General features: G+C 75.8%; 14 protein-coding genes and 1 tRNA gene. 13 read left to right on the top strand and 2 right to left on the bottom strand.

The window, feature by feature from the left end; genetic code table 11:
* Positions 1–58: 58 nt before the first annotated feature.
* On the bottom strand, positions 59–1,912 hold the full coding sequence (typA, locus tag MNY62_RS06130; RefSeq protein ID WP_242343228.1) for a translational GTPase TypA: 1,854 nt from the start codon (positions 1,910–1,912) through the stop codon (positions 59–61).
* Between the two features lie 167 nt (positions 1,913–2,079).
* Here typA and MNY62_RS06135 point away from each other — a divergent pair, with 167 nt between their 5' ends.
* From MNY62_RS06135 to MNY62_RS06165, 7 genes are all read left to right on the top strand, one after another.
* On the top strand, positions 2,080–5,400 hold the full coding sequence (locus MNY62_RS06135) for a response regulator (RefSeq protein ID WP_242343229.1): 3,321 nt from the start codon (positions 2,080–2,082) through the stop codon (positions 5,398–5,400).
* A complete protein-coding gene (locus MNY62_RS06140; RefSeq protein ID WP_242343230.1) occupies positions 5,397–7,193 on the top strand; it encodes a sensor histidine kinase in 1,797 nt (598 codons plus the stop codon). Before MNY62_RS06135 ends, MNY62_RS06140 begins: the two co-directional genes overlap by 4 nt.
* Positions 7,194–7,199: 6 nt before the next feature.
* Positions 7,200–7,958: a hypothetical protein gene (locus tag MNY62_RS06145; protein ID WP_242343231.1), complete on the top strand. Its 759-nt coding sequence runs from the start codon at positions 7,200–7,202 to the stop codon at positions 7,956–7,958.
* Positions 7,959–8,107: 149 nt separating this feature from the next.
* Positions 8,108–9,697 carry a TolB-like translocation protein gene (locus tag MNY62_RS06150; protein ID WP_242343232.1) on the top strand — a complete coding sequence of 530 codons (1,590 nt, stop codon included), beginning with the start codon at positions 8,108–8,110 and terminating at the stop codon, positions 9,695–9,697.
* Positions 9,698–9,710: 13 nt separating this feature from the next.
* Positions 9,711–11,480 (top strand): hypothetical protein, encoded by a 1,770-nt coding sequence (locus tag MNY62_RS06155; RefSeq protein WP_242343233.1) that lies wholly within the window; start codon positions 9,711–9,713, stop codon positions 11,478–11,480.
* Entirely contained in the window at positions 11,477–14,908 is a 3,432-nt protein-coding gene (locus MNY62_RS06160; protein WP_242343234.1) for a hypothetical protein, read from the top strand. The genes MNY62_RS06155 and MNY62_RS06160 overlap by 4 nt, the downstream gene beginning before the upstream one ends.
* Entirely contained in the window at positions 14,905–17,244 is a 2,340-nt protein-coding gene (locus MNY62_RS06165) for a hypothetical protein (protein ID WP_242343235.1), read from the top strand. Before MNY62_RS06160 ends, MNY62_RS06165 begins: the two co-directional genes overlap by 4 nt.
* On the opposite strand, the gene MNY62_RS06170 is transcribed toward MNY62_RS06165, so the two are convergent.
* Positions 17,237–18,538: a DUF4388 domain-containing protein gene (locus MNY62_RS06170; protein WP_242343236.1), complete on the bottom strand. Its 1,302-nt coding sequence runs from the start codon at positions 18,536–18,538 to the stop codon at positions 17,237–17,239. The genes MNY62_RS06165 and MNY62_RS06170 overlap by 8 nt on opposite strands.
* Before the next feature lie 66 nt (positions 18,539–18,604).
* Between MNY62_RS06170 and MNY62_RS06175 the strand changes: the two genes are divergently transcribed.
* The 6 genes from MNY62_RS06175 (at position 18,605) to thrS (ending at position 23,799) form a co-directional block, all read left to right on the top strand.
* Positions 18,605–19,000, top strand: a complete 396-nt coding sequence (locus MNY62_RS06175; RefSeq protein WP_242343237.1) for a VOC family protein — start codon at positions 18,605–18,607, stop codon at positions 18,998–19,000.
* A 32-nt stretch (positions 19,001–19,032) separates the two neighbouring features.
* Positions 19,033–19,815: a hydroxyacylglutathione hydrolase C-terminal domain-containing protein gene (locus MNY62_RS06180; RefSeq protein WP_242343238.1), complete on the top strand. Its 783-nt coding sequence runs from the start codon at positions 19,033–19,035 to the stop codon at positions 19,813–19,815.
* 24 nt (positions 19,816–19,839) lie between these two features.
* A complete protein-coding gene (locus tag MNY62_RS06185; RefSeq protein WP_242343239.1) occupies positions 19,840–20,442 on the top strand; it encodes a CDP-alcohol phosphatidyltransferase family protein in 603 nt (200 codons plus the stop codon).
* Positions 20,443–20,499: 57 nt separating this feature from the next.
* Entirely contained in the window at positions 20,500–21,576 is a 1,077-nt protein-coding gene (locus tag MNY62_RS06190; protein WP_242343240.1) for a metallophosphoesterase, read from the top strand.
* A gap of 128 nt (positions 21,577–21,704) precedes the next feature.
* Positions 21,705–21,776: transfer RNA gene (locus MNY62_RS06195), tRNA-Val, on the top strand.
* A 61-nt stretch (positions 21,777–21,837) separates the two neighbouring features.
* Positions 21,838–23,799, top strand: a complete 1,962-nt coding sequence (thrS, locus tag MNY62_RS06200) for a threonine--tRNA ligase (protein ID WP_242343241.1) — start codon at positions 21,838–21,840, stop codon at positions 23,797–23,799.
* The last annotated feature ends 514 nt before the right edge of the window (positions 23,800–24,313 follow it).

Here is a 24,313-nt window from a genome sequence, read left to right on the forward strand (position 1 = left end):
CGCCCGCGGACGAGGCCCGGGGCGGCGTGGGTGTTGCCGGAGCTCGAGGGGCGGGGCCTCAGGCCTGGGCCGAGGCGGAGCCGCCCTTCTTGCGATCGCGCTCCAGCTTGTAGCGCAGGGTCGGGTCGAGGAACTTCTTCCGCAGGCGGATGGAGTGGGGCGTCACCTCCACCAGCTCGTCCTCGGCGATCCACTCGAGCGCCCGCTCGAGGCTCATCTCGCGCGGCGGCGTCAGGATGACGTTCTCGTCCCGGCCGGCGGCGCGGATGTTGGTGAGCTTCTTCTCCTTGGAGATGTTGAAGTCGAGGTCGTTGTCGTGGCTGTGCTCGCCGACGATCATGCCGGCATACACCTTGTCGCCGGGCCTCACGAAGAGCGCGCCGCGCTCCTGCGCGTAGAAGCAGGCGTAGGCGACCACGTCGCCGATCCGGTCCGCCACGATCGCGCCGCTCTTCCGCTTCTCGATGCGCCCCTGCCACGGCTCGTAGCCGTCGAACTGCGAGGACATGATGCCCTCGCCGCGCGTGAGGGTGAGGAACTCGCCCCGGAAGCCGATGAGGCCACGGGCCGGCACGCGGAACTGGAGGCGGGTGCGGCCCGAGCCGAGCGGCTGCATGTCCACCATCCGCCCCTTGCGTCCGCCCATGCTCTGGGTGACGCCGCCCACGCCGTCGTCGGGCAGGTCGCAGACGAGCAGCTCCATCGGCTCGTGGATCTCGCCCTCGATGGTCTTGAGGATGGGCTCCGGGTTCGAGACGGTGAGCTCGTACCCCTCGCGGCGCATGTTCTCGACGATCACCGCGAGCTGGAGCTCGCCGCGGCCGACCACCTTGAAGGCGTCCGGGGTCTCGGTGTCCTCGACGCGGATGGAGACGTTCTTGTACGCCTCGCGGTAGAGCCGCTCGCGGATGTTGCGGCTCGTGACGTACTTGCCTTCCTTCCCGGCGAAGGGGCCGTCGTTGACCTTGAAGACCATCGACATGGTCGGCTCCTCCACGCTGATGCGGGGGAGGGCCACCGGGTTCGCCGGGTCGGCGATGGTGTCGCCGATGCCGATCTCCTGGGCGCCGGCGATGCAGACGATCTCGCCCGGGCCGGCGTCCTTCACCTCGACGCGCTTCAGGCCGTCGTAGGCGTAGAGCCGGACCACCTTGGCGGGGACGATCTTGCCCTCCTCGCGCATCACCGCGATGGCGTCGCCCTCGTGCAGCACGCCCGAGGAGATGCGCCCGATGGCGAGGCGGCCCACGTACTCGTCGTAGTCGAGGTTGTCGACCAGCATCTGGACGTGGGTCCCGTCGCCGCCCGGCGGAGGGGGGACGTGGGTGAGGATGGCGTCGAAGAGCGGCTTCAGCGACTCGGCCTCGAACGCGCCCTGGACGGTGTGGCCGGCCTTGCCCTCGCGGGAGATGGCGTAGATGACCGGGAAGTCGATCTGGTGCTCGTTCGCGCCGAGGTCGATGTAGAGCGAGTAGACGAGGTCGAGGACCTCCTTCGCCCGCGCGTCCTGGCGGTCCACCTTGTTTACGACGAGCACGGACGGTAGCCCGAGCGCGAGCGCCTTGGAGAGGACGAAGCGCGTCTGGGGGAGGGGGCCCTCCGCGGCGTCCACCAGCAGGAGCACGCCGTCCACGAGCCGGAGCGCCCGCTCCACCTCGCCGCCGAAGTCGGCGTGGCCGGGGGTGTCGACGATGTTGATCTTCACCCCCTTGTAGGTGACGGCCGTGTTCTTCGCGAGGATGGTGATGCCCTTCTCGCGCTCGAGGTCGTTCGAGTCCATCACCCGCTCGACGAGCTGCTCGTTCGCGCGGAACACGCCGGCCTGGCGCAGCATGAAGTCGACGAGGGTGGTCTTGCCGTGGTCGACGTGTGCGACGATGGCGACGTTGCGGATCTGCTCGCGGGGGGTCATGTAGGACTCTTTGCGTAAAAGGCCGGGACTTATAGTCGTTTCCGGCGACGCAGAGCAAGGGAAACCGCGATGTCGGGCGATAGCGGGAAAATCGGCCAAGCGCCCGCCACGTGGTAGGATGGGCGCGTTCAGCAATTTTTCTCGCTCGCCGGGGGGCGCGCTTCGGAATGCCGTACGTCATCCTCTTCGTGGACGACGAGCCGGAGGTGCTCGGTCTCCTGCGGCGCACGTTCCCGCCGCAGGACGGCTATGAGGCGCTGACGGCGGGCGGCGCCGAGGAGGCGCTGAAGATCCTCTCCGAGCGCGAGGTCGAGCTCCTCGTCACCGACCAGCGCATGCCGGGGATGAGCGGGGTGGAGCTCATCGCGGAGGCGCGCCGGAGGCGCCCCGACCTCTGCGCCATCCTCCTCACCGCCTATACGGAGCCGCAGGACATCGTCGACGCGATCAACCGCGGCGAGGTCTACCGGTACCTCGTGAAGCCGTGGGAGAGCGCGGATCTCCGCCAGACGGTGATCCGCGCGCTCGAGCAGGTCCACCTGAAGCGGGAGCACGCTCGCCTCCTCGCGGAGGCGGAGCGGCGGCTCCAGGCGCTCCAGGTCGCGGCGGAGGTCGCGCGGGACGCGAGCGTCGCGGAGAGCCACACGCGCCTGCTCGAGAGCGTCGTCGAGCGGCTCCCGCGGATCGTCCCGTGCGACGTCGCCGCCGCGCTCTTCGCCCCTGCCGGGAGCGCCCCGCTCCTTCTCCTCCAGCCGGTGGCCCGCCTCTCCGACTCGGCGCTCCTGCAGGTGAAGGAGGACGCGCTCGCCGCCTACGCGGAGCACTCGGGGAGCCGCCTCGCGGAGTCCTCGCTCCAGATCCGCGTCCTCGGCGCGGCGGGCCGGGCGAGCGCGTTCGGCTCGCGCCTCGCCGTCCCGCTCCAGGTCGACGGCGCCACCGCGGGCGTGGTCCTCCTCGAGAGCGCGGCGCCCGGTGCGTTCGGCGAGGGCGACGCGCGCGTGCTGGACATCTTCGTGAACGAGCTCGGCGCTGCGCTGCGGGCGTTCGGCGCCAAGCACGCGGGCGAGCGGCACCGGCTCGAGCGCGTGGTCGAGTGCATGGCCGACGGCCTGCTCTTCGCGGCGACCGGCTCCGACGAGGTGATCGCGAACCCCGCCGCGCGCCGCATGCTGGGCGCCACGCTCGAGGGGCCGCTGCCGGTGAAGTGGCTCAAGGACGCGCTCGGCTTCTACCCGTTCGACCTCGTGCGCGGCCTCGAGCCCGATCCCTCGGGACGCGCGTTCGTCCAGGAGGAGGTGCACCTCCTCGACCGGACGCTCTCGTCGATCGTCTCGCCGGTCGCCGAGCCGGACGGGCGGCTCGCCGGCGTCGCGATCGCCCTGCGCGACGTGACCGAGCAGAAGCGCCTCGAGGAGCGCAAGGAGGAGTTCGTCCAGGTCGTGAGCCACGAGCTGCGCACGCCGCTCACGTCGATCACCGGCGCGCTCGACCTCGTCCTCTCCGGGCTCGCCGGGGACCTCGAGCCGAAGCAGGGGCGCTACCTCCGCATGGCGCGGGAGTCGACCGAGAAGCTGAACGGGCTCGTCGACGACCTCCTCGACCTCGCGCGCCTCGCGAAGGGCAGGCTCCAGATGTCGCCCGAGTTCACGCGCCTCGACGAGCTCGTCCGCGCGACCGTGGAGCGGTACCAGCCCGCCGCCGCGGAGCGCGGACAGGAGGTCGCGGTCGAGACGCCGCCCGCACCCGTCCGGCTCCTCGCCGATCCGGGCCGCGTGGGCCAGGTCCTCTCGAACCTCCTCACCAACGCGATCAAGTTCGCGCCCGAGAACAGCGTCATCCGCGTGCGGCTCTTCCGCTCGCCGGCGCTGCCCGGGATGCTGGGGCTCTCGGTCTGGAACGCGGGCGAGGCGATCTCCGAGCCCGACCTGGAGCGGATCTTCGAGAAGTTCGAGCAGGCGCGCACGGACCGCAACCGGCGCGTGCGCGGCACCGGGCTCGGGCTCTCGATCTGCCGAGGCATCGTCGAGGCGCACGGCGGCGCGATCTGGGCGGAGAGCCCGGGCGACGGCGTGCGCTTCGTGGTCGTGCTGCCGGAGGAGGCCCCCGCGATCCCGTTCGATCGCGGCTCGATCGCGGCGGACGCGCCGCTCGTCCTCGTGGTCGACGAGCCGGACGCCGCCACGCTCACCCGCGGCGTGCTCGAGGCGCGGGGGATGCGCTGCCACGCGACGAGCGATCCGCACGAGGCGCTCGCGGAGGCCCGCCGCCGCCGCCCGCGCCTCGTCGTCTACGACCCGCGCGTCGTCACGCTCGCGGGCGTGCCCCTCGCCGACATCCTCCGCCACGACGCGGACACGCGGCAGGCCGCCGTGCTCGCCTTCGCGGACCCGAGCCAGCGAGAGGCGGCGTTCCGGGCCGGCGCCGAGGCGTTCGTGACGAAGCCGGCCCTGCCGCCAGTGCTGTCCGCGGCCGCGGAGCCCCTGCTCCGCCGCGGCCGGCCGGCGGGTGGGCGGGTGCTCGTCGTCGACGACGACCCCGCCATCCGCGCCATCTCCGCCGAGGTGCTCGCCAGCCAGGGCTATGAGGTCCTCGAGGCGGACACCGCCGCGGAGGCCCGCCGCCTCGTGCAGGAGAAGCGGCCGCAGCTCATGCTGGTCGACGTGCAGCTGCCGGACGGGAACGCGTTCGCGCTGCTCGAGGGGCTCGCCGAGGAGCGCGCCTCTGAGCCCTTCGCGGTCGTGTTCCTGTCCGCGCGCGGCGAGACCGCCGACAAGGTGCGCGCGCTCCGGCTCGGCGCCGACGACTACCTCACGAAGCCCTTCGACGCGCAGGAGCTCGTCGCGCGCGTCGACGCCGTGCTGCGCCGGCGCGAGGCCACCCTCCACGCCTCTCCGATGACGCGGCTGCCGGGAGGCCGCGCCATCGACCAGGAGGTGGAGCGGCGGCTCGGGGGCCGCGTCCCGTTCGCGCTCACCTACGTCGACCTCGACAACCTGAAGGCGTTCAACGACCACTACGGCTACGCGAAGGCGGACGGCGTCATCATCCAGACGGCGGGCATCCTCCGGCACGCGGTGACGGAGCACGGCGGGGAGGCGGCGTTCCTCGGGCACATCGGCGGAGACGACTTCGTCGTGCTCACCGCGCCGGAGCGCGCCGAGGCGGTCTGCCGGGAGATCATCTCCACCTTCGACCGCGTGATCCCGCTCTACTACGACCGCGAGGATCGCGACCGCGGCTTCATCGAGGCGGCCGATCGCTTCGGCGTCCGGCGGGAGTTCCCGATCCTGTCCTTGTCCATCGCGACCGTCGTCGCGCCGCCGGGCCGGTACGCGGCGCACGCGGACGTCGCCCGGGCCGCCTCCGAGCTGAAGGAGCGGGCGAAGCAGGTGCCGGGCAGCGTCCACCTCTCGGACGCGGGCGCCGCGGCGGGGAGCCCCGTCCTGATCGTCGGGGGCGCGTCGGGCGGCGGCGGGACGGCGGCATGACGCTGCAGCGCAAGCTCGCGCTCTTCCTCCTCGCAGCCTCGCTCGCACCCGTCGCCGGAGTCGGCTTCCCCATCCTGGCCTGGGCGCAGCGCGAGCTCGGCCGGCGCGCCTCCGCCGAGCACCTCGCCCGCGCCCGCTCCGGCGCGGCGAGCCTGGCCGTCGAGCTCGCCCCGATCGACGCGTCCCTCTCCGCGGTCGCCGAGAGCGGTCGGCCCGATCGGCTCGACGAGGCGGAGCGGCGGGCGCTGCTCGCGGGGCTGTTGCGGCAGGTCCCCGCCGCCGACGCGAGCGCGCTCGTCGACGCCGGGGGCAAGGCCCGGGCCGTCGTCGCGGGCTCGGGCGGCGCCTCGGACGCGTTCCTCGGCGCGGTGCGGGCGGCGGGGGAGGGTGCCCCGGCCGGCCTCGCCCTGCACGCCTACGACGAGCCCGACGGCGCGCACCTCGCGGTGGTCCACGCGGTGGCGGTGCGCGACGGGCGGAGGTGGCTCGTCGGTGCGCGGCTCGGCGCCGAGCTCCTGCAGCGGCGGCTCGACGCGGCAGCGCCGGAGGGGGGCGCGGCATACCTCGTCGACCGCGGGCGCGTGCTCGTCGGGTCCGCGGCGGCAGGGCCGCTCGACGGGGCGGCGCGGGCGGAGCTCGCCGGTCCACTCGAGGCGGTGCGCGCGGGGGCGCTGCAGGGACGCAGCGTGCTCGCCGCCTGGGCGCCGATCGGCGACGCGACGGGCTGGAGCGTGCTCGTCGCCGTCCCGGCGGAGGTCGCGTACGCGCCGATCGTCGGGCTCAGGCACGCCGCGCTCACCGCGTGCGCGCTCGTGACGTTGGGCGTGCTCGCGCTCTCGTTCCTGGTCGCGCGTCGCACGACGGCCGGGCTCGCCCGCATCGACGCGGCGGCGCGTGCGCTCGGCGCGGGTGAGGTCGCGGTCCGGCTCCCGGTGGACGGGCGCGACGAGATCGCGGCCGTGTCGCGCACCTTCAACGCGATGGCGGACGAGCTCGGGTCGGCGCGCGGGCGGCTCGAGCGCTGGAACGAGGATCTGAAGCGCGAGGTGGACCTGCGCACGCGCGAGCTGCGCGACGCGCAGGCGCAGCTCCTCGAGGCGCAGAAGCTCGCCGGGATCGGGCAGCTCGGCGCGGGCGTCGCGCACGAGATCAACAATCCGCTCACCGGGATCCTCGGGAACGCCCAGCTCCTGCTCGAGACGATGCCGCGCCAGCACCCGGACCGCGAGTCGCTCGAGAAGATCGAGACGCTCGCTCGCCGCTGTCGCGACATCACCCAGAAGCTGCTCCGCTTCAGCCAGCAGCGCGCCGAGCCCGACTTCCGCGAGCTCGACGCGAATCGGGTCGTCTCCGAGTCGCTGGCGCTCGTGGAGGGACACCTCCGCGCCGCGGGCATCCCGCTCGACGTCTCGCTCGCCGCGCCGCCGCCGCGGGTCCGCGGGGATCCCGGTCACCTGGCGCAGGTCGTGCTGAACCTCGTCTCGAACGCGCGGACGGCGTGCCTCGGGAAGGCGGGCGCCGGGATCCGGATCGCGACGCGGCGCCGCGGCGAGGACGTCGAGATCGAGGTGCGCGACGGCGGGAAGGGGATCTCGCCCGAGAACCTGCCGCGCATCTTCGAGCCGTTCTTCACGACCAAGGATCTGTGGAGCAACGTCGGGCTCGGGCTGTCGGTCTCGTACCGGATCGTCGCGGAGCACGGCGGCCGCATCGACGTCGAGAGCCGCTGCGGCGACGGGAGCACGTTCACGGTGCGGCTGCCGGTGGTGCCGTCGGCGATGTCGGCGGCGTAGGCGAGCATGGACGATCGGCGCGAGCGGCGGATGTTCTGGGCGCTGGTCGCCGCCCTGCTCGCCGCGACGGGCGCGGCCTACGCGCTCATCCTCGGTGCGCCGCCGGGCGAGCGCGAGCCGGTCGTGCTGTTCGCCGAGGCGCCGCCGGTCGCGCGCCCCACGCCCCCGAGGGCCACCCCGTCCGTCCCCCAGGGCGCTCGAACCGCCCCGCGCGCTCCCGCCGCGCCGGTCGCCCCCGCGGCCCCCGCCGTCGAGCCCGCTCCTGTCCCGCAGGCGGCCGACGGCGCTTCCGTCGAGCCGGCCGGGGCGGCCGCTTCGTCGACTCCAGCCGAGCCCGCGGCGCCGCTCCACGGCGCCGCCGTCGAGGCCGCCGGGGAAGTCCCGGCGGACGGCAGCGCCGCCGCGGCCCAGCCGCACCGAGGCGCACCCCAGGACCGTCCGCCCGGGTCGCCGGCGCCGCGCCCCACCGCGCTCGTGCTGAAGGTGGACTGGCCCGCCGAGCGGACGACGAACCACGCCCGCCTGCTGATCACGGGGCGCACCGCCCCGGGCGCCATGGTCGAGATCGGCGCCGAGCGCGTGAAGGTCGAGCCCGACGGTCGCTTCAGGCACGTCGTCGCCCTGCACGAGGGCGAGCAGCGCCTCGTCGCGCGCGCCCGCGCCGACGGCGGGCTCGAGACCACCGTCGAGGGCCCGGTCGTGGTCCTCGACACCCGCCCGCCGGAGGCGCGCTTCGAGACGGGAGACCTCTGGGGGAAGCCCTAGGAGGTCGCAAGCGGCCGAGGCCGCCCGAAGGCCATCCCACCTTTCCTCACGCGTTCCGCCGGCGGCGGCACTGAGCCAGCGTGGACCCGGGGGTGGGTTGGGGTGGACAGGGGGTCGAGATATCCTCCGATATCCACCTCGGGGGACGCTTGCTCACTCGCAGCCACATCGCCGGGCTCGCCCTGGCGCTCGTCGCACCGTGCGCCGCCGCCGCGGCGCCGGCCGGAACGTTCACCTGGATCGCGGCGGGGCCCGGCGATCAGGCCGATCCCGCCGTCGACGGGCGCTGGGTCGTGTTCACGGATGGTTCAGGTGCGAGCCGGGACGTGCTCGCCCGTGATCTCTCGACCGGCGACACGCACGCCGTCGCCGCGGGCCCGGGCGACGAGGACAGCCCGGACGTCGCCCGCTCCGTCGTCGCGTACCGCGTCGCCGACGGCGTCGCGGTCGCGTACCTCGCGAGCGGCGAGCTCCTCAGGACGCCAGCGGAGCCAGGCGCAGGCGCGCCGGCGGTCTCGACGGCAGCGGTGGCGTGGGAGGCGGGCGGTCCCGGCGAGCGGGACATCGGGTGGTTCCTGCTCGGGGGCGGGGCGCCGCGCGGCGGCGTCATCGCGGCTCCCGGAGATCAGCGCGCGCCGGCGGTGAGCGGCACCTCCGTGGCGTACGTCGACGACGGGGACGGCGGCTCCGTCCGGCTGCAGGAGCTCGCGCGCGGCGAGGCGCGCGTCGTCTGCGAGGGGCGCGCGACGGGGGTCGCGCTGGACGGCGGGCCGGGCGCGCTCCGGATCGCGGTCGCGCGCGCGGCGGCCGGCGCGGACGTGGACGTGGACGTGGAGCTCTACGATGACGGCGGCGCGCTCCTCGCCGCGCTGCGCCTCCCCGGCGAGCAGCGGCGCCCGCACCTGTCGGGCGACTGGATCGCGCTCGAGGACCTCTCGACCGGCCGCTCGCGAGTGGTGCTCTGGAACTGGCGCACCGGGCTCGTCCACGTGCCGCGGCCTTCGCTGGCGGAGCAGCTCCTCGGAGACCTCTCCGCCGGCGACGACGCGGTGCGGGTGGCGTTCACGGAGCGGACGGAGGGCGGCCTCGACGTCGGGCTCTACACGCTGCCGCTGCCGATCGTGGACGACGGCGGGGGCGGCGGAGGCGGCGGGCCGGGACCGCAGCCCGCGCGCTGCGACGACCCGGGGGCGGAGGTGCTCGCGACGCTCGCGCTCGTGCGCGCGCCGGGCGCGCCCGCGGCGGGCGAGATCGCGTTCTCGGGCGGAGGGACCGAGGACCTGCCGATCGTCGTCTGCGTCGACGCGCGGCGGGTGTCGTCGGGGTGGGTGACGCTCGACGGCGAGGCCCTCGCGGGCCCGTCGCAGGTGCTCTCCGGAGACGCTCACCTGGAGGTCCAGGCCGTGGCTCGCGGTGGCGAGGGAACGCTCGCGGCGCAGGTCGCCGGGAAGCCGGGGGCTTCGCTGCGGATCCGCGTGCTCGCCGACCGTGGCCGCGCGCTCCCCGCCGCGGACGGCGCCGGCCCGGTGACGCCGGGATCGGACTCCACGCAGGACGGCGGGGGCGCTCCCATCGCGAACGGCGGGGCCGTCCCCGCGGACGCTCCCGCCGGTGGCGACGTGGCCGTGCCCGGACGCGCGGGCGCCGGCGGATGCGCGAGCGGCGGCGCCGCCGACGGGCTCGCGGTCCTCGGGGCGCTCGCCCTCCTGCGGCTGCGCCGGCGCGCGGCGCGGGCCTGAAGGCGCGGCTCACATGACCGGGCTCCTCGCGCTCGCGCTCGCGGGAACCATCCTGCTCCCGCCGTGGCCGCTCTCGCCGGACGGCGAGGTCGTCGCGGTCCCGGGTGGCGCGGAGCTCCGCGTCGAGCCAGGCGCCGTCGAGCGCGTCGCGCCGGGGCTGTGGCGCGTCGTGCCCGCGGAAGGTGCGCATCGCGTGGTCCTCCTCGCGGGAGACGCGCGCGTGGAGGCCGAGGTCGAGCCCGGGGCGGGGGAGATCGCGATCGCCGCGGACCGGTCCACGCCGCTCAAGCGCGAGGGCCCGATCGGCCTCACGCTGGAGGCGCGCGGCCCGGACGGCGCGCCCGATCCCGCGGCGGCGACGCCCCTGCTCGTCGCCGCGCCGGGCCGGATCTCCGCCCCTACCGCCGCCGGCCCGGGCCGCTGGCGCGCGACCTACACGCCCGCCGCGGGGCCGCGCCCGGAGGTCGCCGTCGTCGTGGCCCTCTCTCCACGCTGCCCGCTGTGTCCGACGCCCCGCGCCGCGGGCGGTGCGGCGCTCCCGATCGCGGCCGCAGTCGAGCTGCCGGGACGGAGCGAGCCCGGCGCGCGGACGACGGTCATCGTCGCCGAGCGGAGCTACGACGCGGTGGCCGACGGGAGCGGCCGGTTCCGCGTGCCCATCGTGATCCCGCCCGGCGTCCGGACCGCGCGGGCGGTCGCGCTCGACGCCGCCGGGAACCGGAGCGAGACGGAGATCGACCTGCGCCTCCCCGCCGGCGACGGGAGCGTTGCCTGCCTCGTCTTCCCTCGGGCGCTGCGGGCGGACGGCCTGAGCGAGGCGAGCGTGCACTGCCTCTCCGCGGATGCCCAGGGGCGGCCTGCCCCGGAGGCGCCGCTCGAGGTGTCCGCCGCAGCCGGAGCCGTCGGGCGCCTCGTGCCCTGGCGCGGCGCGCTCCAGCGGGCGCGGTACCGCGCGCCGGCGGCCGGCGCGGGGAAGGGCGACGCGATCGTCGTCCGGCACGGGGCCGCCGAGTCCTCGGCCCCGGTCGCGCTCGCCCCCGGCCCGCCGGCGCGGATCGAGCTCACGCTCGCGCGCGAGCCGGTCCCGCTCGGCGCGACGGTGGCGGCCGAGGCGGTCGTGCGCGACGCCCGCGGCGAGGTGCTCGGCCGCGCGAGCGGGTCCGAAGGCTGCGCCGACGGGCTCGTCGGAGAGGACCGGCTCGTCGCGCCCCGCGCCGCGCCGGAGTGGCGGACCGTCGTGCCGCTGCGGTTCGCGCTCTCGCCGGGCAACGCGGCGACGAGCGTCACGCTCCGGCGCGAGGGGAGCCGCTGGATCGCCGCCGCGCGGACGGTGGACGGTCGCCCGGCGGCGGGCGTGGCCCTGCGATTCGGCTCGGGCGCGCGGGGCACGACCGACGCGCACGGCGAGGCGAGCGCGCCCGCGGCGGGGCGGGTCGAGACGGTCGAGGTCGAGGGAGGAGCCCGTGCCGCGGGCTGGGAAGGGATCGCGCCGCCGCTCCCGCCGATCGCGCTCGCCCGCGACGTCGAGGTCGCGCTCCGCCCGGCCTCCCCGGTCGACGTCGTGGCCTGGCTCGACGGTCGCGTCCTCGCGTGGCGCGTGGAGGACTCCGGGGGGCGGCCGCTGCCGGGGCGGCGCGTGGTGCTGCGCGCGCGCGGCGTCGCGGTCGGCCCCGCGGAGCCGGCGGGCGGCGAAGGGCGCGCGCCGCTCGGCGAGGGCAAGGGCAGCGTGGCCGTCGTGGACGCGGAGACAGGCGTCGCCGCGGTGCTGGAGGTCCCGCGGTGACCCGCGCCCTCGCGCTCGTCGCGGCCTTCGCGCCCGCGCTGGCGCTCGGACAGTCCGTCCTCCTCGGCGCCCAGCGCGAGCCGGGCGGCACGGTGCTCGGGCGCGTGTGCCTGGATCTCGATCGCGACGGCCGCTGCGGCGCCGACGAGCCCGGCGTTGCGGGGGCCCGCGTCGTCGCGGAGGACGGGGCGATCGCCATCGCGGACGGGCGCGGCCGTTATCACCTGCTCGAGGTTCCCGGCCGGATCGTGCTCCGCGATCGGACGGCCTACGGCGGGCACGTGGTCCTCGCCGAGGGGCTCCGCGTGAGCCGCGCGTTCGAGCTCGCCCCGGCGGGCGCGGTCGCGATCGAGCTTCCCGTCGCGCCTCCTCGCGGCGAGGCGCCGGCGCTCGCGCCGGTCCGGCCGGACGAGCCGGGTGCGACGCCCGCCCTCGGGCTTCGGGAGGACGGACGCCTCGGCTGGACGCTCGTGGGCCGCGTCCCGCCCGGCGCCATCGTGACGGTCGCGAACGCGCCGGCGAAGGTCGAGGAGGACGGGCGGTTCCAGGCGGACGTCGGCCTCGTGCCTGGGGAGAACGTCTTCCCGGTGGTGGTGCTCGCGGCGGACGGCGGGCTCGCCGTCTACTCCTGGAAGGTCCACCGCGCGCCGCGGGCGCGCGGGGGCGAGCTCGTCCTGCCCTCCGCGCCGCTGCGCGTCGCCGCCATGACCGTCGGCGCGGCGGCGGGCGGCGGCGCGCTCGTGCACGGCGTCGCGCCGGCGGGCACGCGGGTGCGGGTGGGCGGGCTCGCGCCGGTTCCGTCTGGCTCGGGCGCGTTCGCAGCGTACCTCCCGTCCGGCGCCCGCGATGCGTCGCTCGAGCTTCGGTCCGGGAACGCGCCGCCGCTCGCCGTCGCGCTGCCGCTCCCGCGCGCAGACGGGCTCCGCGCCGGCGCCGCGCTCGCGGAGCTGGAGCTCTCGCTCGGCGGGGACGCAGGGGTCCTCGTCACGGCGCGCGGGGCGGCCACGGCGGCGGGCAAGGCCGGCCCGGTCGAGTACGCGGCGGGCGTGGACGTGGACGATCGCGAGCGGTCGCTCGCGGACCTGGCGCGGCCACGCGACACGCTCGCGGTCGAGCACGCGCTCGATCCGGAGCGGAGCTTCCTCACGGCGGGCGACGACGCCGCCGCGGGCGACCGGAACCCCGGCCGCGGCCGCGTCTGGGCGCGCGTGGAGGCGCCCGGCGCGCGTCTCGACCTCGGCACGGCCCGCGCCGGGCTCACCGGCGCGGAGCTCGGCCGCTATGACCGCGCGCTGTTCGGCGCGAAGGCGCGCGGCGAGCGGGACCTCGGGCCGGTGCGCGTCGAGGCGAGCGCGTTCGGCGCGACCCTCCGGACCGACGCCGGCGGCAACGCGCCCCCGCAGGTGGCGCACGACGTGCTCGCGGCGACGGGCGGCGCCTTCTTCTGGCTCTCCCACGGAGAGGTCGTCCCGGGCAGCGAGGGCGTGCGCATCGAGTGGCGCGATCCCTTCACCGGCCTCGTGAGCGGGGGGCGCGTGCTCGCCCGCGGCGAGGACTACGAGGTCGACTGGGCGAGCGGCCGGATCGTGCTCGCGCGGCCGCTGTCGTCCGCCGCTGCGCCGCCCGTGCTCGCGACGGGCGAGCCGTTCTCCGCCCAGCGCGCGGTGCTGGTGGTCGACTACCAGCACGCGGCGACCGGGCCCGGCGGAGAGGACCTCGCCGGTGGCCGGGTCGGCGCGTCCGCGGGGCCGCTCTCCCTGTCCGCCCACGGCGCGAACGAGGAGCGCGCCGGGGGCTACCGGCTCGGCGCCGCGGCGGCGTCGCTCGACCTGGGCGCGCCGCTTCTCCTCCGCGCCGAGGCGGCTCGGAGCCGGGGCACGCCGTTCGGTGGCGCGGCGAGCGCCTTCGGGAGGAGCGCGGACGGCGGGATCTCCTTCGCGCCCCTGGCGGCGGGCGATGGCGAGGCGGGCGCCGTGCACGTCGAGGCGCAGGGCGCGCTCGGTCCGGCGCGGTACGCGGCCTGGTGGCGGGAGCGCGAGGCGGGCTACGTCGACTTCGAGTTCGCCGAGCCGGTAGCCGCGCGCGAGCGCGGGGTCGAGGCGGGCGGGCGCGCCGGGATCTTCACCGCCACGGCGACCTACGCCGAGCGCGAGGGCGCTGGCCCCTCGGAGGAGGGCGACGTCACGCCGAGCCAGGCGCGGCGGCTCGTCGGCCGCGGGACGGCGCGCGTCGGCGGCCTCGCGCTCACCGCCGAGGCGGCGCACGCGCGGCTCGTCGCGCCGGAGCCCGGAGAGGAGACGTCGGCGGGCGTCCGCGCGAGCTGGCGCACAGCGCCGGGCCTCTCGCTCGACCTCTCTCACCACCAGGGGCTCGCGGTCTCGGGCGCCGGCCGCGATCCGACCTTCACCGCCGCGGGCGCGACGGTGCACCGGGGCGACGGGCGGCTCTCCGTCCGGGGCGGCTGGGGACCGGAGCTCGGCCCGCGGGTCCTCGTCGCGGGCGAGCGCGGCCGGGACGGCGAGGCGGTGTACGGCACGTACACGGTGGATCCGGACGCGCCCTCGGCGTTCCGGGAATCGGCGAGCGCGCTCGGCGCGCGCCGGCGGGCCGGCGCCGCCGAGGTGTTCACCGAGGAGCAGCTCGCGCGCGACGCGCTCGGGCTGCGCGCCGCGCGCGTGGTGGGCGCGAGCGTCGTGCCGCTGCGGGGCCTCACGCTCACCGTGACAGGGGAGCGCGGCGCGCGGCTCAGGGCGGATGGGAGCGAGCTCGAGCGGACGGGGGCGGCGGGCGCCGCGTCGCTCGTTCGCGGGCCCGTGCGGCTCTCGCTGCGCGGCGAGGCGCGGCGAGAGGGCGGCGACGCGCAGATCGCGACCGGAGGCGCCGCGGAGTGGCGCGCGTCGCCCCGGCTCACGCTCTCGAGCCGCGCCGCGTGGGCGCACGCCGCGGGTGTCCGCGAGGCGCTCGCCTTCGAGGCCGCCGCGGGGGCGGCGCTCCGGCTCGAGCGCGCCGGGCTGCTCGCGACCGTCGCGCGGCTCGCGGACCAGCGCCCCGGCGCGGTCCGGCGCGACGCCCTCGTCGCCCGGCTCGCGGGCACGGTGGACGTCGCGGCGCGCCTCGCGCTCGGGGCGGCGGCGGCGATCGGCTGGGATCGGGCCGAGGGTGGCCGGGACGATCGCGCCGCCGGCAGCGTCCGCGCCGTGGTGCGCGTCGCAGGGCCGGCGGATGTCGCCGCGGAGTACGCGCGCCGCGCGCCGCTCGGCGGTCAGCCGCTCGGCGACCTCGACGCGCTCCGCGCAGAGGCCGGCCTCCGCGCCGGCCAGAGCCGGATCGCCATCGGCTACACGCTCCTCGGCTTCTCCGGCGACGGGATCGCGCCCCGCGACGACGGCCGGATCTTCCTGCGCGCGCAGCTCGCCTACGGACCATGAACCGATCGCTCGCCCTCGCGGTCCTCTTCGCCGCGGCCGCTTCGGCCGGCGCCTTCGCCCGGCCCGCGCGGGCGCAGCTCCGGGCCGACCCGATGCGCCTCCCGATCGCCGGCGGGCGCGTGGAGGCCGCCCTCGGGTCCATCGCGAGCGCCGCGCCCGCGAGCGACGTCCTCCTCCTCTCGGCCACCGGCGCGGGCGCCGAGCTCCGGGTGCACCACCGGCTCTCGGCCCCCGCGGCGCCGGACCGCCCGATCGACGCGAGCGCGCGGGACGTCGCCGCCGCGTTCCTCGGCGGACCGGCGGCCCGGGCGGATCTCGTGTTCGCGCGGGGCGACGGGGTGTCCGTGTCGTGGGGCGCCTCGACCGGAGCGCTCTGCGTCGTGGGCGGCCTCTTCACCCCCGGCGCGCCGACCGTGACCGCGGCGCGGCTCCGGGTGGGCGGCGACGTGGTGATCGCGCCGGTCGGGACGGGCGGCTGGACCGCCGGCGCGGTGCAGGCGGTGGACGTGACCGGCTGCCGGCGCGCCGACGCGGCGCGCTGGCCCATCGAGCCCGTGCTGTCGCGCGTCGGGCTCGCCGACGAGGTCTATACGCTGCGGCTCAGCCCGACGGCGCGCGCGCTGGGGCTCGACGATCTCGCGCTGCCGGGAATGGGCGAGGTGCAGCTGCTCCTGCACGCGAGGCCGCCCGACGCGGGCGCGGGGCTGTCCGGAGTCCACCTCACCGCGCTCAAGGTCGGCGATCACGTCCCGGAGTCGCAGGCGACGTGGCTCCCCGCGGGCGTGCGGCAGGGGGACGTCCAGGGGGTCGCGGCGGCCGACGTCGACCTCGACGGCGTGCCGGACCTCGTCCTCGCGCTCGCGCTCCCCACCGCCCTCCCGGACGCAGACGGCGCGCTCGTCTGGATCCGCAACGGCGGCGATCCCGCCGCGCTCGACCTGGCGCCCTGGGCGGACCTCACGCGCCACCCGGACCTGCAGCCGCTCGTCGATCCGGTCACGCTGCGGGGCGTCGCGCTCGGCGGCGTCGCGGGCGCGGCGGTGTGGGACCGCGCGCTCGACGCGATCGTCGTGTTCTGGCCGGAGGGCGGACGTCTCGCGAGCTGGCGCGGCGACGCGCTCGGCCTCGTGGTGAGAGAGATCGTCGCGGCGGACGTGGTCGGCTCGGCCGCGCCCGACCTCGTCGCGCTCGCCGAGGATCCCCGCACCGGCGAGGGCTCGCTCCTCGTCTACCCGGACCTCGCCGACGGCTCGCCGACCGTCGCCTGGGCGGCGGGCAGCCCGGGCGAGGCGGAGCGTGGGGGCGCGCATGCGATGGCGGTGGAGGCGCGGGATCCGGATGGCCCCGTCTCGATCGAGTGGTTCCTCGGCGCGGGCGCGAGCCCCGCGGGCCTGGGCCCGACGATCACGATCCCGGGCGCGCTCCTGTGCGGCCCGGAGGGCGACGTGCCGGTCGTCGCCCGCGCGACCGACGCGGAGGGCGTCTTCCGCGAGGTCGCCGGCGCGGTGAAGGTGCGGCTCGCCCCGCCGCGCCTCGCGCTCGCCGACGGCCCGTCGCCGGGAGCGATCGCGCTCGCGCCCGGCGGGGCGCAGGCGGTCCTCGAGGGCGAGGCGTGGACCGGCTGCGGCCGTCCGGTGCGCTTCACCTGGGCGACGAGCGGGCTGCCCCCGGGCTCGCTGCGCGCGCTCGAGGCCGGGCCGACCTGGTCTCGGCAGGCGCTCGAGCTGCCCGAGGCGAGCTACCCCGCGCTCCTCGCCGGCGCGCCGGCCGTCACCCTCGTCGCGTCCGACGACACCGGCGTCACGAGCCCGCCCGCGACGCTCCCGCTCGCGCTCGACGCGACCGGGCTCGTCGAGGTTACGCACGGCGCCGACGAGGCGGCGCTCGCCGCAGGCGAGGTGGCGGTCCTCCGCACGCGGCTCAGGAGCCGGATCTCGGCGGCGCTTCCGCGCGTGCGGATCGCGGACGCGCTGCGCGGGGTCGCTCCGGCCGGCCCGCCGCGCGTGCAGGGCGCGCGCGCCGTCGAGGTGGCCTCCGGCGGCGCCGAGATCGTGCTCGACGCCCTGCCCCCCGCGGGAGGCGAGGTGACGATCGAGCTTCCCGTGAGCGGCGCCGGCGCGCCGGGCGACTCGGCGGTGGAGGTCCGCTCCGAGGGCGACCACCTCCTCGCGCCCGCCGCCGCGGCGCGCGGCGTGGGCGGGCGCCTCCCGGGCCGCGGCTGTGCCTCGGGCGGCGCCGGCGGAGCTGCCTCGCTCCTCGTCGTCATGGGGGCGCTCGCCCTCGGGCGCGCGGGGCGCTCGCGCTCAGGCGCGCCGCCCGGGCGCCGCCTCACATGAAGCCGATGCGGCGCGTCCCCCCGAGGGCGCGCTCGACCTCCTCGAGGACGCGCATCACCCGGCACGCCTGGAGGAAGGCGAGCGCGTCGCGCTCGGGCACCTCCGAGAGCCGCACCAGGTCCGCCACCGCCTTCGTGCCGTCCGTGAGCGCGAGGAGCTTCGCCTCCTCCCGCCGGAGCTTGAGGGCGTAGAGCTCGAACGCAGGGTCGGGCGCGGGCCCGAGGTGTACGTGCGGCAGGAGCTCCTCGCGGAGGCGCGGCAGCGTCGCGGCGCGCCGCATGCCCTCGAGGACCAGATCGGCCATCGGGAGCCGCAGGTCGAGCCGGTCCGGGGGCGGCCGCCCGGGCTGGAACGCGTAGCGTCCCTCGCGCCACTCGAACGTGGACCAGAGGATCGCGCGGACCTGCGCCTGGACGATCTCCAGGCGCCGCTCGGCGGAGATGAGGCCGCGCGAGACGAGCGCGTCGCCGAGCCGCTCGTCCGGCGCGGCGCGGGACATCGTCTCGACCGCCTCGGCCGTGGCGTCGCCGAGCCGGACGCAGATCGCGGCGAAGCGCTCCGCGGCCACGTTGGACGCCGCGTATACGGGCACGCCGCGCTCGACGAGGAGGAGCTTTCGCACCGGCCCGCGCTCGAGCGTGAGCGCGCCCGTCGCCTGGCCGACGTGGAGCGCGACGCACAGGCGCGGAACGTTCGCCTCGGCGAGCTCGCCGCTCGGCCGCGGCGGCGCGTCGAGAGACCGGGGGCGCGCGGCGCTGGCGGCGGGGAGGGGCATCGCGAGCCCGGCGAGGAGGGCGGGCGCGGCGCCCCCCGCGTCCTCGTCGCCGAACGAGGCGGCGATCGCGTCCGGCGCCTCGTGACGCTCGAGCGGGCGCGCCCCGGTGACCTCGTCCGGCGCCGCGGCGTCGAGCGCCGGCGCCTCCGCGCCCACCGCCCGCGCGACCGCGGCGACGAGCGCCGCCACCTCGAACGGCTTCTCGAAGAAATCCCTCGCGCCGAGCCGCCGGACCTCCTCGGCGGCGCGCGCGCCGCGGTGCACGCCGGAGACCACGATCGCGGCCACCCCGGCGCGCGCGAGCGCGTCGACGAGCTCGCTGCCGCGTACGTCCGGCAGCGGGAGATCCAGGATGGCGGCGTCCGGGGCGCGGGCCGCGACGGCCGCGAGCGCGGCCCGCCCGGTCTTCACGCCCGCGACCTCGGCCCCGAGCCGCGCGGCCGCGCCGGCGACGAGCGCGGCCAGCTCGCGATCCTCGGCGACGAGCAGGAGACGCTTGCCGGAGAGGGGGGCTCGCACGTTGCGCGGCAATCTATCACGCGCCGGGCGTGGCGCCCCGCCGGAGCCGGCGCTAACCTCGCACCCGTGCCGCTCGCCTTCCACCACCTCGCGATCCAGTGCGCCGACCTCGAGCGGTGCGAGACGTTCTACCGGGAGCTCCTCGGCCTCCCCGTGCTGAAGCGCTGGCCGCGCGAGGACGGCGGCGGGGACCGGAGCGTGTGGCTCTCGGTGGGAGAGGGTGAGGGCGCGTTCCTCGCGCTCGAGCGGGCCGAGGAGCGGCCCGAGCCGCGCCCGTGGCGTGACGGCCGGGCGGGGCTGCACCTGCTCGCGCTGCGCATCTCCCCATCCGAGCGGGGCGCCTGGGAGGACCGGCTCGACGAGGCGGGCGTGCGCGTGGTCCACCGCACCCGCTGGACGATCTACTTCCACGATCCGGAGGGGAACCGGATCGGGCTCACCCACTACCCGCACGACGTCTGACGGCGGCCGCGCCTCCGCGGTAGGAGAGAGAGGTGCTCTTCGACCGCCGCCGCTACCACCGCGACAACTACGTCTACCTGCTCGCCGAGGGGGACGACGCGGTCCTCGTCGATCCGGGCGACGCTCGGGTCGCGCTCGCGCTCGCGGCGGATCACGGCGTCCGCCCGCGCTTCGTCCTCCACACGCACGGTCACGCCGACCACAGCGGCGGCTCGGCCGAGGTGCGCGCCGCGCTCGGCGCGCCGGAGGTCGAGGTCTACGGCCACCGCGGCGACGCGGCGTGGTTCGCGCCGGACGTGGACGTCGCCGGGCGCCGGACGCTCGCCCTCGGCGCGCTGCGGGTGGGCGTGCAGGAGGTGCCCGGCCACACCCCGGGGTCGGTGCTGTACTCCTGGCGCGGCAAGCTCCTCACCGGCGACACGCTGTTCTGGGCCGGCTGCGGCAACTGCCGCCACGGCGGGGATCCGGCGCGGCTCGCGGAGAGCTTCCTCGGGCCCATCGCCGCGCTCGACGGCGCGCTCGAGGTCCACCCCGGCCACGACTACGCCGAGGCGAACCTGCCCTTCGCCCTCGCGCTCGAGCCGGAGAACGCCGCCGCCCGCGCGCGCCTCGAGGCGGTCCGCGCGGCGCGCGCGGCCGGCGCGGAGCCGCCCGCGTCGGAGCTCGCCGAGGAGCGAGCGGTGAACCCCTTCCTGCGCGTGGGGACTCCGGCGATCCGCGGGGCCCTCGCTGCTCGCGCGCCCGGCGCGGCGCTCGAGGGCGACGCGGAGCGGTTCGTCGCGCTCCGCGCCCTGCGCGACCGGTTCGAGGCCTGAAGGCCATTCTCGACGGGAGGGCGCGTGCACGAGGAGCGGGCGAGGGGAGGGGACGACGAGACCCGCGAGCCCGGGCCGTACACGCTCGCGAACGGCCTCACCGCGCTCCGGCTCGTGCTCGCGCCGGTGTTCCTCGTCCTCTACGTGAGCGGCGATCGGCTCCGGGCACTCGCCGCGTTCGCCGCCGCCGCGGCGACCGACGTCCTCGACGGCCTAGTCGCGCGCGCCCTCCGCCAGCACACCCGCCTCGGCGCGGCCCTCGATCCCATCGCCGACAAGGTCCTCGCCGCGTGCGCCCTCGTCGCGCTCGCTGCGACCGGGAGGCTCCCGGTCTGGTTCCCCGTGCTCGTCGTCTCGCGCGACGCGCTGCAGATCGCGGGTGCGGTGCTCCTGCGGACCACCCACCACCCGGTCCCCATCGCGCCGACGCGCATCGGCAAGTACGCCACGTTCGGGCTCGCCGCCACGGTCGTGTTCGCGCTCGCCGCCGACTACGGCGCCTATCCCCGCTCGGTCACGGGCCCATACGTGGCGGCGTGGGCGCTCCTCACCGCGCAGTGCGTGGCAGTGTCCTTCGGCCAGTACTTCCTGCTCTTCGTCCGCGCGCTGCGCGCCCCATCACGGTGACCCGGAACGGCAGTCGGTCGCTTCCCGGACGGGCGGCCATGAATATCTTACCGGCGGATGCCTTCCCGGAAGCTCAAGCTGGTCGTCTCCGACTTCCATCTCGGGAAGGGGCCCTATCGCGAGGACGGCTCCGTCAACGTCTTCGAGGACTTCCGCCAGGACGGGAAGTTCGCCGAGTTCCTCGACTACCACCGCGAGGGCGAGTTCGCGGGGGCCGAGACCGAGCTCGTCGTGAACGGCGACTTCTTCAACCTGCTCTCGGTGGATCTCGACGGGCGGCTGCAGGAGGCGATCACCGAGCGCGTGGCGGTCGAGAAGACCGAGGCGATCCTGCGCGGCCACGCGCACGTCTTCGACGCGCTCGCGCGCTTCGCGGGCGACGCCCGGCGGAGCGTCACGTTCATCATGGGCAACCACGATCCCGGCCTGCTCTTCGCCGGGGTCCGCGAGGTGATCGCCCGGCGCGTCGGCGGGACGCACCGCTTCCTCCTCGACAGCTACGACTTCGACGGCGTGCACGTCGAGCACGGCATGCAGCGCGAGCCGATGAACGCGTTCAACCCGAACCGCTACTTCCGCGAGCGCAAGGGCGAGCTGTTCCTCAACCTGCCGCTCGGGTCGCGCTACATCATCTCGGTGCTGAACGAGGAGAAGGCGCAGCGTCCGTACATCGACAAGGTCGCGCCGTTCGCGAGCTACTACCGCTGGGCGCTCCTCAACGATCCCGAGGCGGTCCTCCGCATCTCGCTCCGCTCGGTCCGCTTCGCCGCCGCGGCCGCGCTGAAGAAGATCCCCCACCTCGACCCGCTGCCGCTCGCCGATCTCGCGAAGCGGCTCGTGCGCTACACCGCGTTCCCGACGCTGGAGCACGAGGCCCGCCACCTGCTCGCGCGCAAGGGCTACCACACGGTGATCATGGGCCACACGCACGTGCCGCTCTACCGCGAGTACGCGCGCGACAAGGTCTACCTGAACACCGGCACCTGGAACGCGATGACCTCGCTCGACGTCGGCAACCTCGGCCGCACGGAGCAGCTCACGTACGCCCACGTCGAGTACGTCGACGGCCGCCCCCGGGCCCGGCTCCGCGAGTGGCGGGGGATCGCCCGTCCGGCGGAGGACGTGTTCTTCTAGAGGGCCGCCGCGGCCGCACGAGGCGCGGATGCCGTCGCCGCTCGGGCCCCCGGAGCATGCGCGGCGAGCGGCCGCCTTGCCCGTTGACTCCGCCCGAAAACCGGCTATAAACGCTCGCCGTTGCGGACAGGCCCGTAGCTCAGTGGTAGAGCACTACCTTGACACGGTAGGGGTCGTCAGTTCAATCCTGACCGGGCCTACTCGCGGGCCAGCCGAGCACCGGCTGGCCCGTTTCGTTTTGCGCAGACGAGAGGAAGAGCCATGTCCGATCTCGTGAAGGTGACCCTCCCCGACGGCAGCCAGAAGGAGGCGGCGCGGGGCACGACCGTCCTCGACTTCGTGAAGACGTCGATCGGGGCCGGGCTCGCGAAGGCCGCCTACTTCGCCAAGCTCGACGGGGAGCCGGTGGACCTCTCTCGCGCCCTCGACCGCGACGCGAAGCTCGAGATCGTCACCACGAAGAGCCCCGAGGCCCTCGAGGTCGCGCGCCACGACGCGGCGCACGTCATGGCGTCGGTCGTCCAGAAGCTCTACCCGGACACCCAGGTCACCATCGGCCCGGCGATCGAGGACGGCTTCTACTACGACTTCGCGCGCGAGACGCCCTTCACGCCGGAGGACCTCGAGAAGATCGAGAAGGCGACCAACGAGGCCATCGCCGCGGACCTGCCGTTCGTCCGCGAGGAGATCTCGATGGACGCCGCGCTCGGCCTCTTCGAGCGGCTCGGCGAGAAGTACAAGGTCGAGATCGTGAAGGACATCGCCGCGCGCGGGGCGAAGACGCTCACGCTCTACCGCCACGGCGACTGGGTCGACTTCTGCCTCGGCCCGCACGGTCCGTCGACGAAGCGCATCGGCGTCGTGAAGCTCCTCAACGTCGCCGGCGCGTACTGGCGCGGCGATGCGCGGAACGCGATGCTCCAGCGCATCTACGGCACCGCGTTCTTCGACAAGAAGGAGCTCGAGGCGCACCTCGCCAGGCTCGAGGAGGTGAGGAAGCGCGATCACCGCAAGCTCGGCCCGGCGCTCGGCCTGTTCGCGTTCCACGAGGTCGCGCCCGGCGCGGCGTTCTGGCTGCCGAACGGGACCACGCTCTACAACGTGCTCGAGGACGCGATGCGCCGCCTCGTGACGAAGGGCGGGTACCAGGAGGTGAAGACGCCGCTCCTCTTCAACAAGCGGCTCTGGGAGCAGAGCGGTCACTGGGGCGTGTACCGCGAGAACATGTTCCTCGTGTTCGACAAGGAGTCCGACCCGGCGCTCCCCGTCGACGAGCGGCTCTCGATGAGCCTCAAGCCGATGAACTGCCCGTCGCACCACCTCCTGTACAAGATGGGGAAGCGCTCGTACCGCGAGCTCCCGGTCCGCTACTTCACGGTCGACACGCTGCACCGGAACGAGCTCTCCGGCTCGCTCGGCGGGCTCACCCGCGTCCGCCAGTTCGCGCAGGACGACGCGCACCTCTACCTCATGGAGTCGCAGATCCCGGAGGAGGTGAGCCGGATCGTCGAGCTCATGAAGACGGTCTACGGCGCGTTCGGGCTCGAGTTCTCGCTGCTCTTCTCGACCCGCCCGCTGAAGCCGGAGGACCGCATCGGCGACGACGCGCTCTGGGACAAGGCGGAGGGCGCGCTCCGCGCCGCGCTCGACCGGATGGGCCTGCCCTGGCAGCTGAACCCCGGCGACGGCGCGTTCTACGGCCCGAAGATCGACTTCGTCGTGACCGACTCGCTCGGCCGCAAGTGGCAGACCTGCACGATCCAGCTCGACTACGCGGCGCCCGAGCGGTTCGACCTCACCTACGTCGGCGACGACAACCACGAGCACCGCCCGGTCGTCATCCACCGCGCCGTCTATGGCTCGTTCGAGCGCTTCATCGCGATCCTCACCGAGCACTACGCGGGCGTCTTCCCGGCCTGGCTCGCGCCGGTGCAGGCGCGCGTCGTGACGGTCTCGGACCGGTTCGACGGCTGGGCGCGCGAGGTCCAGGCGAAGCTCGCGGCCGCCGGCTGGCGCGTCGAGCTCGACGAGTCCTCCGACAAGCTCGGCGCCAAGATCCGCAACGCGCAGCTCGCGAAGATCCCGTTCTCCCTCGTCATCGGCGAGAAGGAGGTCGAGGCGAAGGGCGTCGCGCCGCGCCGCCACGGCGGCGAGGATCTGAAGACCATGCCGCTCGACGCGTTCGAGGGGCTGCTGCGTAAAGAGGCGACGCCGCCGTACTAGAGGACGGCTTCGTGATTCGATAATCACCTTCGGTGATTCGCGAATCACGCTGTCGTTTGGCGATCATCGGCGATCATCTCGGCCTGGACCGTGAGTGACGGTCGGCCGGCTCGTCGCGCCGCCGCCCGCGCCCCCGGCCTCGCTCCACGCCACGCACGCTCACCGGCCGTGCGCCCGCTCCTTCGGAAGGGGCGCGGCGGGCGCGGTGCGTTCCTGTGCGCCCCCCGCTTGACAGGTTCGCTCGCGGATCGCTAGGCTCGTTTTTCTGATGTTCCTCGTACGCGCGCACCGACTTCTTAGCCTGGCGGGAGAGGTATCCCGGTCAGGCTAACGCCGCGCCGCGACCTCTTCCGCCGAACCGGCCGGAGAGGTTGCCCCCCGACAGGCGACGTTCTCCGGCCCCACCGAAACAGGAGCCAGGAGACCGCATGTCGACAGAATCCCCCGAACAACGGAACGCCTCACCCGCAGCCAGCGCAGGTCCAGTCGCCGATCGTTCCCGCAGCGCCGAGTC

The sequence above is a fragment of the Anaeromyxobacter terrae genome, from assembly GCF_022690685.1.
In the GTDB taxonomy this organism is placed as follows: Bacteria; Myxococcota; Myxococcia; order Myxococcales; family Anaeromyxobacteraceae; genus Anaeromyxobacter; species Anaeromyxobacter terrae.